Source organism: Methylomonas sp. EFPC1 (genome assembly GCF_016925515.1).
In the GTDB taxonomy this organism is placed as follows: Bacteria; Pseudomonadota; Gammaproteobacteria; order Methylococcales; family Methylomonadaceae; genus Methylomonas; species Methylomonas defluvii.
Map to the genome: position 1 here is coordinate 84,711 of NZ_CP070494.1, position 17,240 is coordinate 101,950.

Annotated in this window: 13 protein-coding genes; 11 read left to right on the top strand and 2 right to left on the bottom strand. The window is 53.5% G+C overall.

The annotated features are described in order from the left end of the window. Nucleotides 1-221 precede the first annotated feature (221 nt). Genes JWZ98_RS00365 through JWZ98_RS00395 form a run of 7 tightly spaced genes read left to right on the top strand, consistent with a single transcriptional unit; the run spans nt 222 to nt 7,245 of the window. Entirely contained in the window at nt 222-989 is a 768-nt protein-coding gene (locus JWZ98_RS00365; RefSeq protein ID WP_205452505.1) for a YciC family protein, read from the top strand. Further along, nucleotides 989-1,870 (top strand): DUF4129 domain-containing protein, encoded by an 882-nt coding sequence (locus tag JWZ98_RS00370; protein ID WP_205452507.1) that lies wholly within the window; start codon nt 989-991, stop codon nt 1,868-1,870. Before JWZ98_RS00365 ends, JWZ98_RS00370 begins: the two co-directional genes overlap by 1 nt. Beyond that, a complete protein-coding gene (locus tag JWZ98_RS00375) occupies nt 1,867-3,162 on the top strand; it encodes a DUF4350 domain-containing protein (protein ID WP_205452508.1) in 1,296 nt (431 codons plus the stop codon). Before JWZ98_RS00370 ends, JWZ98_RS00375 begins: the two co-directional genes overlap by 4 nt. Further along, entirely contained in the window at nt 3,159-4,127 is a 969-nt protein-coding gene (locus tag JWZ98_RS00380; RefSeq protein ID WP_101052847.1) for a MoxR family ATPase, read from the top strand. Before JWZ98_RS00375 ends, JWZ98_RS00380 begins: the two co-directional genes overlap by 4 nt. Continuing rightward, a complete protein-coding gene (locus JWZ98_RS00385) occupies nt 4,127-5,425 on the top strand; it encodes a DUF58 domain-containing protein (protein ID WP_205452509.1) in 1,299 nt (432 codons plus the stop codon). The genes JWZ98_RS00380 and JWZ98_RS00385 overlap by 1 nt, the downstream gene beginning before the upstream one ends. A 52-nt stretch (nt 5,426-5,477) precedes the next feature. After that, on the top strand, nt 5,478-6,248 hold the full coding sequence (locus JWZ98_RS00390; RefSeq protein ID WP_101052851.1) for an RDD family protein: 771 nt from the start codon (nt 5,478-5,480) through the stop codon (nt 6,246-6,248). A 7-nt stretch (nt 6,249-6,255) separates the two neighbouring features. Beyond that, nucleotides 6,256-7,245, top strand: a complete 990-nt coding sequence (locus tag JWZ98_RS00395) for a stage II sporulation protein M (RefSeq protein ID WP_101052853.1) — start codon at nt 6,256-6,258, stop codon at nt 7,243-7,245. A gap of 232 nt (nt 7,246-7,477) precedes the next feature. On the opposite strand, the gene sodB is transcribed toward JWZ98_RS00395, so the two are convergent. Further along, entirely contained in the window at nt 7,478-8,059 is a 582-nt protein-coding gene (gene sodB, locus JWZ98_RS00400) for a superoxide dismutase [Fe] (protein WP_033156944.1), read from the bottom strand. A 124-nt stretch (nt 8,060-8,183) separates the two neighbouring features. Between sodB and JWZ98_RS00405 the strand changes: the two genes are divergently transcribed. The 4 genes from JWZ98_RS00405 to JWZ98_RS00420 all read left to right on the top strand — a co-directional run bounded on the left by JWZ98_RS00405 (nt 8,184) and on the right by JWZ98_RS00420 (nt 15,713). Then, complete coding sequence (locus tag JWZ98_RS00405) at nt 8,184-8,657, top strand: CYTH domain-containing protein (protein WP_205452510.1); 474 nt, start codon at nt 8,184-8,186, stop codon at nt 8,655-8,657. Between the two features lie 231 nt (nt 8,658-8,888). After that, nucleotides 8,889-9,578 carry a tetratricopeptide repeat protein gene (locus JWZ98_RS00410; RefSeq protein ID WP_205452511.1) on the top strand — a complete coding sequence of 230 codons (690 nt, stop codon included), beginning with the start codon at nt 8,889-8,891 and terminating at the stop codon, nt 9,576-9,578. A gap of 69 nt (nt 9,579-9,647) precedes the next feature. Beyond that, on the top strand, nt 9,648-14,282 hold the full coding sequence (locus JWZ98_RS00415) for an EAL domain-containing protein (RefSeq protein ID WP_205452512.1): 4,635 nt from the start codon (nt 9,648-9,650) through the stop codon (nt 14,280-14,282). 204 nt (nt 14,283-14,486) lie between these two features. Then, nucleotides 14,487-15,713, top strand: coding sequence for an IS256 family transposase (locus JWZ98_RS00420; RefSeq protein WP_205452513.1), 1,227 nt, complete (start codon nt 14,487-14,489; stop codon nt 15,711-15,713). 245 nt (nt 15,714-15,958) lie between these two features. Here JWZ98_RS00420 and JWZ98_RS00425 read toward each other — a convergent pair whose 3' ends face one another. Next, complete coding sequence (locus JWZ98_RS00425) at nt 15,959-17,035, bottom strand: alkene reductase (protein WP_205452514.1); 1,077 nt, start codon at nt 17,033-17,035, stop codon at nt 15,959-15,961. Nucleotides 17,036-17,240 lie beyond the last annotated feature (205 nt).

Genomic DNA, 17,240 nt, shown 5'->3' on the forward strand with positions numbered 1-17,240 from the left:
ACTCCATAGTGATTTGCGTATTCCGATCAAATCAGTTAAGGCGGACCGACCGAGTGGAGTCCCTGCTGCGCTAGGGCTTCGGCGCCTGCTATTCAGGACATTTACGCATAGACCAATTCAGAATTAATTGTCTATACTTCGCTTCCTAACGGCTATCACAATTTGTTTTCGAACATTTAGCGGGAGCCAAGCTCCGCAACCTTCAATTTAGGAATTTACTCATGCGACTATTAGCCACTGAACCCGCCAGTATTGCGAAAATTTTGGATGCCAGTATCAAACTGTACTCGGCCTGCTTCAGCAGACTATGGGGCATTCTTTCAATACTTGCCGTGCTGTATATCGCCATGGGTTTGCTGACTGCAACTTTGCAGCCCGATCCGGCCGCACCACAGACTGCGGCGCTGGAATTATTGTCTGAAAACCTGTTACTGATATTAGCGTTTGTCATTGTCTTCTCCTTGGTGTCTTTCGTGCTCTATGCCGCCCTTATTTACCGCTTGGATAATTTGACCAATGAACGGGAAGACAGTTTTTCCGAAGCGATAACGGCTGGATTCAGAGCCTTTCCCTCGATGTTCTTCGCCGCGTTCCTTTACATGGTTGTGATAATCGTGGGCTATATCCTGCTGCTGATACCGGGCTTGATCTTGACCTTATCGCTGATGTTTTATCTCTATTTCATCGTCATCGACGGCCTTGGCGGCTATAGAGCTCTTAGAGCCAGCCACTCTTTAGTTTGGGGACATTGGTGGCGGACTGCGACAATCTTTACCGTACCGATGATCATCTGGATGGCAGTGATGTTTGCGCTGGGGTTTTTGATGGCCTTTCTGGCGCCGGCAGACAATCAAGTCTTGATGCAGATTTTGATGAATTTATTGTCGGTGTTTTTCATGCCCTATTTTTTCGCGCTGGGTTACGTGCAGTTTCACGACTTGAAGTTGCGTAAATCGGGCAGCGACCTTGCCTCTCGCCTAGGCAGATAATGCGGTTTGCTGCTTTATTGCTGTTGTGTCTGGCCGGCTCATCCCAGGCGCAAGACAACAGCTTACAAGCCTGCCTGAACCTTGCCCGGCAACAATCCGGGCAACAGCTAGATATAAAAAAACACTGTCCGGCTCTGTTCAAGGAATTGGCAAACCAGGGCCTGTTGACCAGTTTCGATCCACCATTAACTGCCGGCGTTAGTGCCACGCAACTGGCGCTTTTAGCCGACAGCCTGAATGATTCTGGGACCATCCGTCAGGAAGGCCTGACGCTATTGTTAGCTGAAATTTTGATCACGCCAACCGACGACTCGCAAGCGAATTGGTGGCAAGCCGTCCTGAACTGGCTGAATAGCCTCAAGCCGGCGGACCATGAAGACCAATACCAGCAGTTGCAGCGCTGGCTCGCGGCCTTGAAGCCATCGCAACAAGCGGCAGAGATTATCATCTACGTGTCGATTGCCTTATTGCTGGCGCTATCGGCCTGGCGGGTGATTAGCGAGTTGTATCAGGCCGGGGTTTTTCGCAAATTTTCCGGCAAGCGCCAGCCCGTCACTCCCGCCGATAAGCTCGCTGAAACGCAGTCAGTAGCTTCGCATCCGGCGATTAAGACCGTAACCCCGCAAGCTCAAATCGGCGCATTGCTGACGCAACTGATAAACGCACTAATCCAGCGCCAACTGCTTCCGGCCGACCCCAGCCTGACCCATCGGCAACTCGTTAGTCATTTTCAACAACAAGCCCGACAACCGGATTCGGCATTTTCCCGTTTGGTCCGCCAAGCCGAACCCTTGCTTTACGGCCATCGCCCTGTAGATGCGGACTTGGTCGGCAATTACCGGCGCGAGGTGCACGCGCTATTGGGCAATTTGCGCTCATGAAAGAACGCCTGATTACCCTTCTAACCGCACTGGCGGCATTGGCGCTGGTGATTTTGTTGTTGTCGCCGCGCCATCCCGATGCGCAGAAGCCGCTATCGCTACCGACCAGCGAAGACCGCGGAGCAGATGGTCTGAAAGGGCTTTTTACCTGGCTACAACGCGAAGGACTGAATGTCGTCAGTTTTCGCAAACGCTACAGCGATCTACATAAGGACAAAACCCTTCCGGAGCGCGGCAATGTGCTGATTGCCAGCATGCCCGCTTCCAAAGAGATCCGAGAAACGGAGTGGCCGGCGCTGGCGGACTGGCTGGAGCAAGGCAACACGCTGATCGTTCTAGGCGCCGTGTATCAACACCCGGGCTGGGCCGCTGCCGAGGATTGCTTTTGCGATGTTAAGGAACTTTTGTCACGCTACGACTGGATCCTGGATTCCGCAGATCAACAAGACGAGCCAAACACCCCGGAAACACAGACGGATAAAACCCTGCAAAGTACCCTAAACACCCTACAAAACAGCCTCAAAGGCGCTCTCCCTCAAGACAGCCAATTGCTTGCTCAATCCTCGCACCCTCTGCTGCAGGGCGTCACCAGCCTACAGACCCAAACCTCGGCAGACTTGTTAAAAGCCGCATGGACGCTGAGCGGCAGCGAACCTGAGAATCTCTCGCTGCGCTTGCTGTCCGAGCGCGATAGCCATCTCACCACCGCCTGGTGGATGAATGCCGGCGCCGGCCGGATCGTGTTGCTGCTGACCCCGGATTTGTTTAGTAACCAGCGGTTGGGGCAAGCAGACAACGCCCGGTTTATCGGCAATTTGCTCAAGCAATCGCTGGCGCCGGCAGGCCGATTGTTGTTCGACGATTACCATTTCGGCTTGTCCGAACTGTACGATCCCGAGCACTTTTTTAAAGACCAACGGCTACATCAAACCTTGTGGTGCTTTGGCATATTCTGGCTGCTTTACGTGGCCGGCTACACCAGCCGCCTGGCGCCGGTGCGCCAAGCCGGCAGTCAACTATCCACCCGGGACTTCATCAAGGTTAACGCCGAATTTTTCGCGCGCCGCCTGAACCAGCCTGTATTGGCCGAGGCCCTGGTCAAGCATCTGCTGGCGGATATTCATGCTCGGCGGGGAATGCGCAGCGAAGCGGAAGTCTGGCTTTGGCTGGAACAGCATAGCCGGGTAAGCAACGATCAGATCACACTACTAAAACGGGCGTTAGCCAAACAACGTCTTTCATTACTGCGTTTATCCAACACTATTACTTACATCAGGACAGTCACGCTATGAGCAACAACGCAGCGCAAAATTTGAATCTCCACCTGCGGCAACAAATAGGCAAGGTGGTATTCGGCATGGATGAGGTGCTGCACGGCTTGGTCGTCGCCTGGATTGCCGACGGCCATGTGCTGCTGGAAGGTGCGCCGGGCCTGGGGAAAACCCTGTTGGCCAAATCACTGGCGCAATTGATGAGCGGCAGTTTCGGGCGCATCCAAGGCACCGCCGATCTGATGCCGTCCGATATTACCGGCCTGCATATCTTCAACACCGAGGCTAACAGTTTCGAATTCGTCCCCGGCCCCTTGTTTAACGAAGTGGTGCTGGTTGATGAAATCAACCGCGCCGGCCCCAAGACCCAATCGGCATTGTTGCAAGCAATGGAAGAAAAACTGGTGACGCTGGATAGAAAAACCTATCCGCTAGCAGAAAACTTTTTTCTGATTGCCGCTCAAAACCCCTTCGATTTCGAGGGCGTTTATCCCTTGCTGGAATCGCAACTGGATCGCTTTTTGGTGCGTCTGGACATTAACTATCCGCAACTGCCGGCGGAGGTGGCGGTGCTCAGGCACTACGATAAACCGGGCGGCGGGCACAGCACGGCGTTGCAACAAATCCAAGCCCTGCCGGAAACGCTGCTGCGGCAAGCGCGCCAAGAGGCCGCCGCTGTTCACGTTGAAGACTGTTTGTACCATTATGCCATCATGCTGGCGGAAGCCAGCCGTAACCATCCGCGTTTAAGCCTGGGCCTGTCGACCCGCGGCGCACTTGCCGTGATGCGCTGCGCACGGGTGGAAGCGGTGCTGGACGGCCGCGATTTCCTGATCCCCGATGACATCAAAGCGGTCGCGCCGCTGGTAGTCGGGCATCGTTTACTGCTCAGTTCCGAAGCCATGCTGGAAGGTTACTCCGCCATCCAAATCTACCGGGAAATCGAAAATCAGGTCGCCGTTCCCCGCAGTGCGGAAGCGAAATAATGTCAATATCGCGTTTGACACTGCTGCTGGCCGGCTTGATTATTCTGCTAGCCATCATCGGAATCTGGAGTGGCGAGCCGCTGCAAGGTTTCTGGCGATGGCCGGCGGCCTTGCTGATAACGCTGATGGCTTGGGAACGCTTCAGGTTGACGGACAATATCGAGTTGCACAGGCAAGTTCCGCCCACTTTGGCACTGGGCGAGTCAGTCGACTACAGCATTCAAGTCTGCAACCGGGCCGGTTCCAAGGTCCGCTTCGAAACCCAAAGCGACTACCCTGCCGCCATTGTCGGCGACAACTCGCTGCAGCGTTGGCTACTGGGCGCGCATGAAACCCAAAGCCGGCAGTTTTCGATTACGCCCACCCGCTTGGGCGGCACCTCCTTGGGCAGTTTGTATGTAAAACAGCTGGGCGCGTTCGGCTTGTGCTGGTGGACGCGGCGGATAGACGACGACATCGCCATGCGGATAGAACCCGCCCGGCTGAACAACTTTGTAGACCTGTCCGGCATGCAGCAGCTTGGTAGCCGCGGCAGTGCCCAGGCTCGCAGTAGCGGCGTCGAGTTTTTGGATTTAAGCGAGTATCGGCGCGGCGATTCCTTGCGCAGCATAGACTGGAAGGCCACGGCCCGGCGCGGCAAGCCCATGGTGCGGCATTTCGAGCGCGAACATTTGCTGGAAATTGCGGTGCTGATCGATTGCGGCTTGAGCAGCCGCCTGCAAAGCGAACAGATGGACCGCTTGCATCATTACATCAACGTCGCCGCCAAATTGACGGAATTTGCCAGCTACCAAGGCGACCGGATCGCCTGTCTGGCCTACGCCCAACAAACCGTCGATAAAACGCCGATGGCCGGCGGCATGAACTCGGTCCGGGCCATACGTCAGCTATTGAGCCGGCTCACAGTCTTTAACGAGAACGCCAATGCCCTGAATGCCGCACTGGAGGTCAAGCAACTGCTGAAACGGCGCGGTCTGGTAATTTTTCTGACCGAACTGGAACAGCCGGAAGCCGCTTTGCAGTTGGTTCAAGCCGGGAAATTACTTTCCGCCAAACATCAAGTCCTGGTCGCCACACTGGATGAACCGGCGATTGGCGATGATCTGAAACAAAGCGGGCGCTATTGGCAGGACCCTTATCGGAAATTCGCCATTCTCGAATACCTGCGCGGCCGCGAGTTGACCCGCAAGCGTTTACAGGGCAGCGGCGTAGCGGTAACCAGCGCCACCGCACAGAATCTGGACCGGCAGATACTGGCTTATTACCGGAACAAGCGCGACACCATCGCGGCAGCCTGATGCTAAATACCCGGTACCAACCTGTGTAAACAACTGACCTGTTTTTAATAAGATGATGAATAACACCCTGAATAAACCCGGTTCGTTCCAGGATTATCTGCACATACAATCGGCAGACGGTATGGATTACCAGTTGGAAATTGCCGGAATGGGCGCACGTACCTATGCCTTCGTCATCGATTGGCATATACGGCTGTTGTTGGCGATCAGTTGGGTTGCGATCTGCGGCGTGGCGTTTTTTAACTGGGAAGAACTGCGCAACGTGTTTAAACCGGGACATCCCGGCTATACCGGCCTGATTTTAATCTTGCCGACCCTGCTGATATATTTTTTGTATCACCCGGTGCTGGAAATCCTGATGGCCGGACGAACGCCGGGCAAGCGCATGACCGGGGTTCGCCTGGTGGATTTACAAGGGCATACCCCCGGCATCGGCGCGCTGTTGTTGCGCAATGTGTTTCGCCTGATCGACTCGCTACCCGGCTTTTATTTTCTTGGCCTGGTGGTTGTCGCCTTCACCGGCAAACACCAGCGGATCGGCGATTTGGCGGCGGGCTTGGTATTGGTGTATGACAACGTCGACAAGACCCATTCCTTGCAGCAAATTTCCACGTTAACCCTGCATTCCCGTTTAAGCGGCGACGATCAGACCCTGCTGCTGGATCTGTTGAAACGCTGGGACGAACTGGCCTCCGAACGCCGGATCTTGTTCGCCACACAATTTTTAAGCCGAATCGGCCGCGACATTCCTGAAGCAAGTGGCAAACAGACGCAAGAACAGGCCTTAAAACGGGCTCTGAAAAGCTTGTTAAGCAACTCCTGAGTCGGCGATGCAGCAGTTAAACAACCCATCTCAAGCGCTGTCCCATTGGTTAAATGCCCGGAAAAGCCAATGGGAAAGCCTGGAAAACACTCTTAAACTGACGGCTAGCCGCCGCGACCAGGAAATCAGTGATGCCCGCCAGCTGTTGTCAGGCTATCGCGCCCTGTTGAGCGATTTGTCCTTGTCGCGCCGGGTAAACGGCAAAGCCATGATTACCCGTTACCTGGAAAACCTGTTCTTAAAAGCCCACGAAGAAATCTACCGTCCCGCCAATCATCCTTTGGCGCGGCTGATCGATTTATATCATTGGGAAATACCGCGGCTGGTGCGGGAATTGAAAACCGCAATCTTCAGCGCCTTTGCGCTGTTCGCGCTGGGTATTGCCGGCGGCTGGTGGCTGATTGGCAGCTATCCCGATTTGATCGGTCTGCTGGCCTCGCCGAAGATGATAGACCACGTTCAGAAAGGCGAATTATGGACCGACGGCCTGCTCAACGTCGCGCCGTCCTCGGTATTGTCCCTTAGCATTGCCGCCAACAACATCACGGTGACACTCTTCGCTTTTGGCTTGGGGGCATTCTACGGCGTCGGCACCCTCTACATCATCGGCTTCAACGGTTTCATGCTGGGCGGAATCTTTGCCTTTACCGCCGCTTACCAGCTGGACGGGCGGTTGTTTGCCTTCATCATTGGCCATGGTGTAGTCGAATTGAGCGTCATCATCATCGCCGGCGCGATGGGCTTGCAACTCGGCGAAGCCCTAATACGGCCCGGCGCCCGCAATCGACTGCAAGCGTTTCAGGAAACCAGCATCAGTGCCGGCAAAGTACTGCTTGCGGTAACCCCATTTCTGATTTTCGCCGGGTTGATCGAAGGCTTTGTCTCTCCCGATCAAGCCTTCAATTTGCCGCAAAGAGCGGTAATCGGCTGCTGCAGCGGCATGATATTCTGGCTGATATTGTTGTTCGGCGTACCGGGAAAATCCAGACAGCCGTGACAGTACTTCGCAGCTATTCGGCATAGGCTAATACTGCTTAAGGGATTGCCTTGCCGATAATAGCGATAGCTTGGTTGTTGAAACGATAGGTTGAATTGGAGAGGACGAGGTAGAGGCTTGCGGCTTTTTAAGCTCGGCTAGCGCCAGTCTTGTATTGAAAAGCGCGAGAAATAAGTCTGGCAAAAGCGGCGCGGACGGGCCTGTGAGGACGCCGGCCCGCGCCTTCTAAAGCTTAAGCTTCGTAGTTGGCGCTGGCGAATTCCCAGTTAACCAAGGCCCAGAACGCTTCCAGATATTTAGGACGCAGATTGCGGAAATCGATGTAATAAGCGTGTTCCCAAACATCGCAAGTTAACAACGGCGTTTGGCCGGCGGTCAACGGGCAACCGGCGTTGCTGGTGCTAACCAGTTCCAGACCGCCTTTATCGTTTTTCACCAACCACGCCCAGCCTGAGCCGAAAGTGGTGACTGCGCATTTGGTGAATTCTTCTTTGAATTTCTCGAAAGAACCGAAAGTTCTGTCAATGGCATTTGCCAAACCACCGGTAGGTTCGCCGCCGCCGTTGGGAGACAGGCTGTTCCAATAAAAGGTGTGGTTCCAGATTTGCGCTGCGTTGTTGAATACGCCGCCAGAGGATTTTTTCACGATCTCTTCCAGGGACAAGCCTTCAAACTCAGTGCCGGGAACCAGATTATTCAGGTTGGTGACATAAGTTTGGTGATGTTTGCCGTAGTGAAATTCGATCGTTTCTGCGGAAATGTGCGGCGCCAATGCGTCTTTTGCGTACGGTAATGCAGGTAATTCAAAAGCCATCTTTATTCTCCAGATTGATTGAACAGCAGCAGTGATTAGGCGCGGGCTTACCGCCCAAACCTAATTACCCAGCATTATAATAAAGAATTATTGCTTAACACTACCTAATCTAAGGAAAACAACGATGGCACTTGAGGTTGAACATAAGTTTTTGCTGGCGAACGACGACTGGCGCGGCGAAATCGATCATTCCGTACACTACAAACAGGGCTATTTAAGCAGCAGCCCGCTCAGTTCGGTGCGCGTCCGAATTTCCGACAAGCAGGCTTGGCTGAATATCAAGAGCGCCACTATCGGCAGCCATCGTCAGGAGTTTGAGTATGAAATCCCGTTGAATGACGCCAACAGTATTCTCGACGAGCTATGCCATAAGCCGTTAGTGGAAAAAATCCGTCATTTTGTCTATCGCGACCGGCATGTTTGGGAAATTGACGAGTTCATGGGCGATAACCAAGGTTTGATTGTCGCCGAAATCGAATTGTCGGCAGTAGGCGAGGCCTTTGTTAAACCAGATTGGGTCGGCATGGAAGTTACCGACGATATACGTTACTACAACAATAATCTCTGCAAGCATCCGTTCAAGGATTGGGGCAAATAACCGGCAACAATCCAGACAGGCGATAAAAGTTGCCGTTTTCAGAGGTTTGCGGCGCTTGTTGCAAAACTGGGACAAGATATTCGCAGAGTCGCTACAACGCTACAAACCTAGACCTAACCTGCTTGGCGAAAGCCTGGTGGTTAGCGAATTTTTGCTACAGGCAATACTTTGTTAAAACAATAATTTAAAGGACGTATTGAAATCCAAAATGCAATGCTCTATATTAAATGTATGAGCAAAGCTACTATTGTTGTTTTATTGATACTTTTTGCCGGTCCGCTGCATGCATCGGAGCTGGCGACCGCTATTGCCCGCTTGGAAAGCGAGTGGGCCAGCGTTTATTATCAAAGCGACGAAACCCGGCAAAGACAAACTTATCCGCAATTGCTGGAAACTGCCGCCGAATTAACCAAACGCTACCCAAACGCCGCCGAGCCGAAAATCTGGCAAGCGACGATTATCGCCACCAATGCGGCGTTTCAATCTTCGTTGAGCGCCTTGTCCAGCCTGCAAACCGCCAAGACACTGTTGGAAGAAGCCATCGCCCAAAATCCCAATGCGCTGGATGGCGCGGCCTATGTCACGCTGGGCACGCTGTATTACATGGTGCCTGGCTGGCCGGTATCTTTTGGGGATAATCAGCTTGCGGAGCAAATGTTGAAAGCCAGCTTGAAAATCAACCCCAACGGTATCGACGCCAATTACTTCTACGCCGATTATTTGCTGCAACAGGATCGCAGCGCGGAAGCTGAGGAATATTTGCACAAGGCCGTCCAGGCCCCGCTGCGCAAACAGCAAGTATTTGCCGATAGCCAGTTGCAAAACGAAGCCAAAATGGCGCTGGCACACACCCAGCAACGTAAATCCAACGCCGGCAAAAATAAATTTCAATCGTTGTTCACTTCCGCGACAGCCGACTAAATCCGCCTGGCCCGTTTGCCTTTGGCTGTAGAATAACCCTACTTTCAAAACAGGCCACGACTGGCATTTATGAAAAAAACCATTTTCGGACTGTCCTCGGTATTTTTTTTACTGTTTTGTACGTCCAGCACCGCTGGCACACCCGCAGCAAATCAGCCGCTGGAACCAGTAGCGCTACAATTGAAATGGTTTCACCAATTCCAATTTGCCGGTTATTACGCGGCTATCGAGCAAGGCTATTATGCCGAGGAAGGCTTGCAGGTAGAGATACGTGAGCGCAATCCTGACCAGGACTACGTAGAACAGGTCGCATCCGGGGAAGCCGAATACGGCATCGGCGATTCCGGCATCATTGCCCAGTATGCCAACGGCAAGCCCATAGCGGCTCTAGCCGCCCTATTTCAGCACGATGCGCTGGTGCTGTTCAGCAAACAAGCTTCCGGCATCGTCAGCCCCTACGAAATGGCCGGCAAGCGCATCATGTACGATGTGGTGGGCGAGAATAATGCGCAGATTCGCGCCTTACTCGCCGAGGCCGATCTAAACGAAAGCCGCTATCAAAAAGTTGCCGAGACCTTTAACAACGCCGACTTTATTGCGGATAAAGTCGATGTGATGTCCGGCTATATCACCGACCAGCCATTCAGCTTTCGCGCCGCCGGCATCAAATTCAATATTATCAATCCGCAAAATTACGGTATCGACTTTTACGGCGACTTGCTTTTCACCAGCCGCAAAGAGCTACAGCAACATCCCGGCCGCGCCGAGCGCTTCCTCCGGGCCAGCCTGAAAGGCTGGGAATATGCGCTGTCTCACCCCGATTGGCTGATCGAGCTGATCCAGCACAAATACCCAAGCAAACTCAGTCCGGAGCAACTGCGCTACGAAGCCGAGGAAACCCGTAAGCTGATCATGCCGGACTACATCCCGCTGGGCCAGATAGAAGCTGCCCGCTTACGCCGGGTAGCCGACATTTATGCCAACCTGAAATTAGCGCGTCCTTTAAGCGACGGCCAACTCAATGAGTTTGTCTATGGCAACAGACAATCCGCCGATTTGCCATTGAACGACGCGGAACGGCAGTGGCTGGCCGAGCATCCAGAAATTCGGGTGGGCATAGACAGGAATTTTCCGCCGTACGAATGGCTGAATGCGGCTGGCGAGCATCAAGGCATGGTTGCAGAACACCTCAAGCTAATCGAGCAGAGATTGGGCGTGAAGTTCGTCCTGATCATGGACAAATCCTGGCAGGAAGTGCTGGACATGGCCAAACGCGGCGAACTGGACATGCTCGCCGGGGTGACCAAAACCCCGGATCGCAAGCAATATTTAAGCTTTACCCAGCCTTATATCAGCACGCCGACGGTGATCATCGGCGACAAAAGCAGTGCTTATATCGATTCCCTGCCACTACTGACGGGGAGACGGGTCGCTATCGAACAAGGGTATTTTGTGCAGGAATTGCTGAGCAGAGACTACCCAGGAATACAGTTGCTGACAGCCCCCTCGGTGCAAGAAGCGCTGAATCTGCTGGCCGAAGGCAAGGTGGATGCTTATATCGGCGATGCGGCTTCGGCTAGTTATGTGATCAAACAACAAGGCTTATTGAATCTGCATATTGCCGGCCAACCTGGCTACGTCAACGAAACCCGGATGGCCGCACTCACATCTCAGCCGCACTTGCGGTCGCTACTGGAGAAAGCTCTGTCCAGTATCAGCCAAGCCGAACATGACGCCATTATTAACCGCTGGATGGCTTTGAAGGTCGAGCAAGGCATTCAACTGGACGCGCTATTGAGATCCGCCGCCGTTGCGCTGCTGGCCCTGTTGTTTTTCGTCTATTGGGTGTTCAGGCTGCGTAAGGAAATCAAGGCTCGCAAACGTAGCGAGGCCGACCTGGCGCGGCTTTACACCAATATGTCGCTGGGCTTTGCGCTACATCAGGTAATACGCGACGACAGCGGCAAAATCGTCGATTATCGCTATCTGGATATCAACCCGGCCTTTGAAAAAATGACCGGCATTGCCCGCGAAAACTGGATAGGCAAAACCGTGAAGCAGGTTTTGCCGAATACCGAGGGAGCCTGGATCGCCAGTTTTGACGGGCTTGATACCAGTGGCGAGCCGCAACATTTTGAAAACTGTGTGACCGATCTGGGCCGCTGGTATGCCATCGATAGCTATAAAGCCGGCCCCGACCGTTTCGTCGTGTTAGTCCAGGACATTACCGAGCGCAAACAGACCGAACTGGCACTAAAAGAGAGCGAAGAACGCTTTCGGATCAGCCAAATCTATGGCGGCGTCGGTATTTGGGAAGCAGATTTGTTGAAAAACCGCCAGTTCTGGTCGGAAATCGTCACAACTGAATTGGGTTTTCCGCATAAGCCACTCAATACCTGGAATGATTTCCTGGAAGTGGTTTGTCCGGAGGATAGGCCTTTAATTTTGGAAGCGACCCGCGAGCACCTTGAACGCGGCGCCAATTACGATGTGGAATACCGTATCCAAACCCCTAACGGCGAAAAGCGCTGGATGCGCTCGGTGGGCCAGGTCGAGCGCGACGGTAACGGCAAACCGGTGCGGATGCGCGGGATTGTCCATGATGTTAGTAAACGCAAAGCGGCCGAGGAAAAACTGCGGCTGTCGGCGCGGGTTTTTTCGGACGCCCACGAAGGCATCATCATTACCGACCTCAACGCCTGTATCATCGATGTCAACGCCGCCTTCACGGACATCACCGGCTACAGCCGCGAGGAAGCATTGGGACAAAATCCCAGCTTTCTGAAATCCGGCCGGCAAGCGCCGGAGTTTTACGAAGCCATGTGGGCCATCATAAACCAGACCGGGCATTGGCAAGGCGAAGTCTGGAATCGCCGGAAAAATGGGGATTTGTATGCCGAACTGTTAACGATTTCGGCTTTGCGCGATGACGCCGGCAATATCATCAATTATCTGGGCTTGTTCTCGGACATCACCGAGAGTAAGCAACAACAGCAAGCCCTGGAAGTGCTGGCGCATTTCGATCCGCTTACCCAATTGCCCAATCGCGCCTTGTTTGCCGACCGCTTTGCCCAGGCTATCGCCCACAGCAAACGCGCCGAATCGCTGTTGGCGGTGTGTTATCTGGATTTGGACGGATTCAAGCAGGTTAACGATAACTTCGGCCACGAAACCGGCGACCAGTTGTTGGTGGAAGTGGCCAAACGCATCAAGTTAAAGCTGCGCGAAGGCGATACGGTTTGCCGGCTGGGCGGCGACGAATTTGCGTTGTTATTTGAAAACTTGCAATCGGTGCAGCAATGCGAGGATGCCTTGACCCGCATTCATCAGGCCATGGCCGAACCGTTCGAGTTGGAAAACCGCCATGTGCGGATTGCCGCCAGTAGCGGCGTGACCATCTATCCGCTGGATTTGGAAGATCCGGATATTCTGTTGCGCCACGCCGACCAAGCCATGTATCAGGCCAAACTGGATGGCCGCAACCGCTATCGGATTTACGATCATTTGCCCGGACAATCGAGCAGCATCAATCATCGTCCCAGCCGCTTGGAGCAAGCCTTGGCCGAAGTCGGCCAGGCGCTGATGGATAACCAGTTTTGCATGTATTACCAGCCCAGAGTCAATATCAAAACCGGCGAAGTGGTCGGCGCGGAAGCGCTGATCCGTTGGCATCATCCGCAACGCGGCGTGTTGCCGCCGGCCGAATTTCTGCCCATAGTGGAAAACACTACCTTGGAAATTGACCTGAGCAACTGGGTGCTACGGCAAGCCTTCAAACAATTGCAGGTCTGGCACGATCTCGGCCTGAATCTGCAAGTGAGCGTGAATATATCGCCGCGCCATCTGCAATGGCCGGATTTCATCAAAACCCTGGAAACCTTACTAACGGAATACCCGCAAATTCCTTCCTGGCAATTGGAATTGGAAGTGCTGGAGAGTAGCGTACTGGAGGATTTGATCTCGGTGGGGGAGACGCTGAAACAATGCTTTCACGACCTGGGCGTACCCTGTGCGCTCGACGATTTCGGCACCGGTTATTCGTCGCTGGCGCATTTGCGGCATTTGACCATCAACACGGTAAAGATCGATCAGAGTTTTGTCCGCAATATGATAGACGACCCGGATGACATGGCCATCGTCGAAAGTGTGATTGCGCTGGCCAAAGCCTTCAAACGCGAAGCAGTTGCCGAAGGCGTGGAAGATATAGAACACGGGATTTTTCTGATCGATTTGGGATGCAGCATCGCCCAAGGCAGCGCCATCGCCGAAGCCATGCCGGCTGACGCGGTGTTGGCTTGGGTCAACAGCTATCGCAACCCTCAGGCCTGGACCGATTGCGCCAGACTTTCGCTGACGAATTGGCAAAACCAATTGGAATTACTGAAACTTCAGCAGCAGTATTGGTTGCGCCGTCTGGAGCAATGTCTGCATCCCCCAACCGGCAGCAGTCCGCGCTGGCCTATCCTGAACTCGAAAAAATCGCATCTGGGTAGATGGCTGGAACGGCTCAAACACGAACGCGGCATTGATGCGCGTTTACTGGAACAACTGGAGCGGGCGCAAGCCCGTCAACAAATCCTGGCGGAACAACTCCAACGTCATCGGCTGGACGGCAGAAGCGGCGACAGCGCAGATTTTAGCCAACTACGCGAGGCCAATCTGCAAATAGTGCAGCTACTGGAGCGCCTAGAACCCGCGGCCTAAGCCTGTTCTGATCACCCCCAGCAAGCTGCCGATACAAAGTCAGGCGGATTTTGAACCCGTTAGACCAGCCACAATCCGCCTGACGAAACAAACACTTGACGGGCCACCTCCACATGCTTAAGGGCAAAGCCACAAGGGAGGGTGTAAGAATTTTTGTGTAAACGGCCATTAGGCAGGAAACTGCCGTTCCCTAGAGGAGAAAAAATGACCGTATCAAAATCCATCCCTACCGAGTTGCTCGATTCCTTGTTGTCGGGTTATCAGAAACCCGAAGACCTGATTGGCGAAAATGGCCTGCTGAAGCAATTGACCAAGGCTTTGGTTGAGCGTGCTTTAGAGGCAGAAATGACTGAACATCTGGGCCACGCCAAGCATGAAGCCGTCACTAATCCCAGCGGCAATGCACGTAATGGCAAGAGCCGAAAAAATCTCAAAGGTGACTTCGGCGAATTGCCGATTGAGATTCCGCGAGACCGGCACGGCAGTTTCGAGCCGCAAATCGTCGCTAAACATCAGACGCGCTGGACAGGTTTCGACGACAAGATCATTTCACTGTATGCCCGAGGTATGACGGTGCGGGAAATCCAGAGTCATCTGGAAGAGTTGTATGGCGCCGACGTGTCGCCTTCGTTGATTTCCTCGGTCACCGATGCGGTAGCCGATGAAGTCAAAGCCTGGCAATCACGTCCGCTGGAACCGATTTATCCGATTGTCTATCTCGACTGTATCCATGTCAAAGTCCGCGACACCGGCGCCGTGCGGGTCAAAGCCGTCTATCTGGCGATTGGTATTAATCTGAACGGCGAGAAGGAAGTCCTAGGGCTGTGGATCGCACAAACCGAAGGTGCCAAGTTCTGGTTACAGGTGGTCACGGAACTGAAAAATCGCGGCTTACAGGACATTTTCATCGCCTGTGTCGATGGTTTGAAAGGCTTTCCCGAAGCCATCGAAGCCGTTTATCCGCAAGCCGCCGTTCAGTTATGCATCGTCCACCTGGTGCGTAACAGTCTGAACTATGTCGGTTGGAAAATGCGCAAACGGATTGCTGATGACCTCAAGCGGATTTATCAATCGGCTACCGTAACAGAGGCCGAGCAGCAACTGGTTGAGTTCGAGGCACAATGGAGCGGCGATTATCCCTCGATTGCCCAAATATGGCGGCGTAATTGGAGCCGCATCATCCCATTTTTCGACTATCCGCCCGAAATACGCCGTATCATCTACACCACCAACGCCATCGAGTCGGTCAATATGAGCCTGAGGAAAATCACCAAGAATCGCGGCTCTTTCCCCAATGACGAGGCACTATCGAAACTGTTTTATCTGGCACTGATTAATATTAGTAAAAAATGGACCATGCCCTTGCATGACTGGAAAGCCGCTTTAAATCGGTTTAGCATTCAATTCGACGACCGAATGCCAAGCCTATAACTGAAACCCCGTTTACACAAAATTCAGGACACCCTCTGAAGAAATCCAGCATGGCTGGTTGGCGCGTCTTGACCAACTGTTTTTACCAAGCCGGATGTCCAAAATATCGCCAGATTTGGCTGGAATTATTGCAGGATATGGCGTTGTCTGAAGTTCCGCGTGGCGATTAAGCTTTCTCTGTGGGCCTCGCAAAACTCTGGCGTGTAGCATGTGTGGTTCCCGCTTGCGCGGGAACCACAAGATTTTTAGCCCACTTCCGCTACCAAACTCGGGTAATCGGTATAGCCAACTCTCGGATCCTGCCCCGCGGCCACATAAAAGGTTTCAGCATGATAGGGGTTAAGGGCCACATTTAGTTGCAGACGCCGGACTAAATCGGGATTGGCAATATAGTCCTTGCCAAACGAAACGGCATCCGCTTCGCCGGCTGCAATGACTTGCTGCGCGGTTTCTCTATTAAAGCCTTCGTTGGCAATCAACACGCCGCCGAAACGCTTTTTCAACGCCGGGCTGATGCGGTTTTCTCCGAGCGATTCTCGGGTAAAAATGAAAGCAATGCCGCGTTTGCCCAATTGCTCGGCCAGATAGCCAAAGGTATTTAAGGGATCGGAATCACCCATCGTATGCGAGTCGCCTCTGGGCGCAAGATGCACACCCACGCGACCCGGTCCCCATACCGAAATAGCGGCATCGGTCACTTCCAACATTAAGCGGGCGCGGTTTTCAATCGAGCCGCCGTAGGCATCGGTCCTTTTATTGGTGCTGTCCTGCAAAAATTGGTCTAACAGATAACCATTGGCGCCGTGAATCTCCACGCCGTCAAAACCGGCAAGTTTGGCGTTTTCCGCGCCTTTGCGGTAAGTCTCGACAATGCCGGGGATTTCGCTGATGTCCAAGGCTCTGGGCGTCACGTAATCCCGCATCGGCCGCAGCAAGCTGACATGCCCCAAGGGCGCAATCGCACTGGGCGCGACGGGCAACTCGCCGTTTAGGTAGTCCGGATGCGACACCCGGCCGACGTGCCAGAGTTGCAGGAAAATTCGTCCGCCCGCTGCATGTACTGCTTGGGTTACCTTGGTCCAGCCCGCCACTTGCTCATCCGACCAAATGCCGGGCGTGTCCGGATAGCCCACACCTTGCGCGGACACGCTGGTGGCTTCGCTTAAAATCAGCCCGGCATCCGCTCGCTGTGCGTAGTATTCGGCCATCAATTCGTTAGGCACCCGGCCGGCGCTGGCTCGGCAGCGTGTCAAAGGTGCCAGCACGATGCGGTTAGGTAAATTGATGTCCCCCACTTTGATCGGCTCAAACAGGTTGCTCATATCGTCTCCATGTTAAATGCAATTGTTAGCTGTTTTACCTGACACCATACCATCCAGCCAGGTATTTTATGGAAATATGCAATCAGGCGGCACCGTTCATGCCGTGCGCGGAAAAGTCTTATTAAGAATTATCGTCAGTTAAGAGATGTTTAAGCCTGCGGGTGAACAATGAGCCGCAACTGAAGATCCCGGATAAGGAGGATTT

Excerpts from the sequence above, each read along its gene's own strand:
- JWZ98_RS00365 (WP_205452505.1), top strand. The coding sequence starts at position 222 with ATGCGACTATTAGCCACTGAACCCGCCAGTATTGCGAAAATTTTGGAT.
- JWZ98_RS00370 (WP_205452507.1), top strand. The coding sequence starts at position 989 with ATGCGGTTTGCTGCTTTATTGCTGTTGTGTCTGGCCGGCTCATCCCAG.
- JWZ98_RS00375 (WP_205452508.1), top strand. The coding sequence starts at position 1,867 with ATGAAAGAACGCCTGATTACCCTTCTAACCGCACTGGCGGCATTGGCG.
- JWZ98_RS00380 (WP_101052847.1), top strand. The coding sequence starts at position 3,159 with ATGAGCAACAACGCAGCGCAAAATTTGAATCTCCACCTGCGGCAACAA.
- JWZ98_RS00385 (WP_205452509.1), top strand. The coding sequence starts at position 4,127 with ATGTCAATATCGCGTTTGACACTGCTGCTGGCCGGCTTGATTATTCTG.
- JWZ98_RS00390 (WP_101052851.1), top strand. The coding sequence starts at position 5,478 with ATGATGAATAACACCCTGAATAAACCCGGTTCGTTCCAGGATTATCTG.
- JWZ98_RS00395 (WP_101052853.1), top strand. The coding sequence starts at position 6,256 with ATGCAGCAGTTAAACAACCCATCTCAAGCGCTGTCCCATTGGTTAAAT.
- sodB (WP_033156944.1), bottom strand. The coding sequence starts at position 8,059 with ATGGCTTTTGAATTACCTGCATTACCGTACGCAAAAGACGCATTGGCG.
- JWZ98_RS00405 (WP_205452510.1), top strand. The coding sequence starts at position 8,184 with ATGGCACTTGAGGTTGAACATAAGTTTTTGCTGGCGAACGACGACTGG.
- JWZ98_RS00410 (WP_205452511.1), top strand. The coding sequence starts at position 8,889 with ATGAGCAAAGCTACTATTGTTGTTTTATTGATACTTTTTGCCGGTCCG.
- JWZ98_RS00415 (WP_205452512.1), top strand. The coding sequence starts at position 9,648 with ATGAAAAAAACCATTTTCGGACTGTCCTCGGTATTTTTTTTACTGTTT.
- JWZ98_RS00420 (WP_205452513.1), top strand. The coding sequence starts at position 14,487 with ATGACCGTATCAAAATCCATCCCTACCGAGTTGCTCGATTCCTTGTTG.
- JWZ98_RS00425 (WP_205452514.1), bottom strand. The coding sequence starts at position 17,035 with ATGAGCAACCTGTTTGAGCCGATCAAAGTGGGGGACATCAATTTACCT.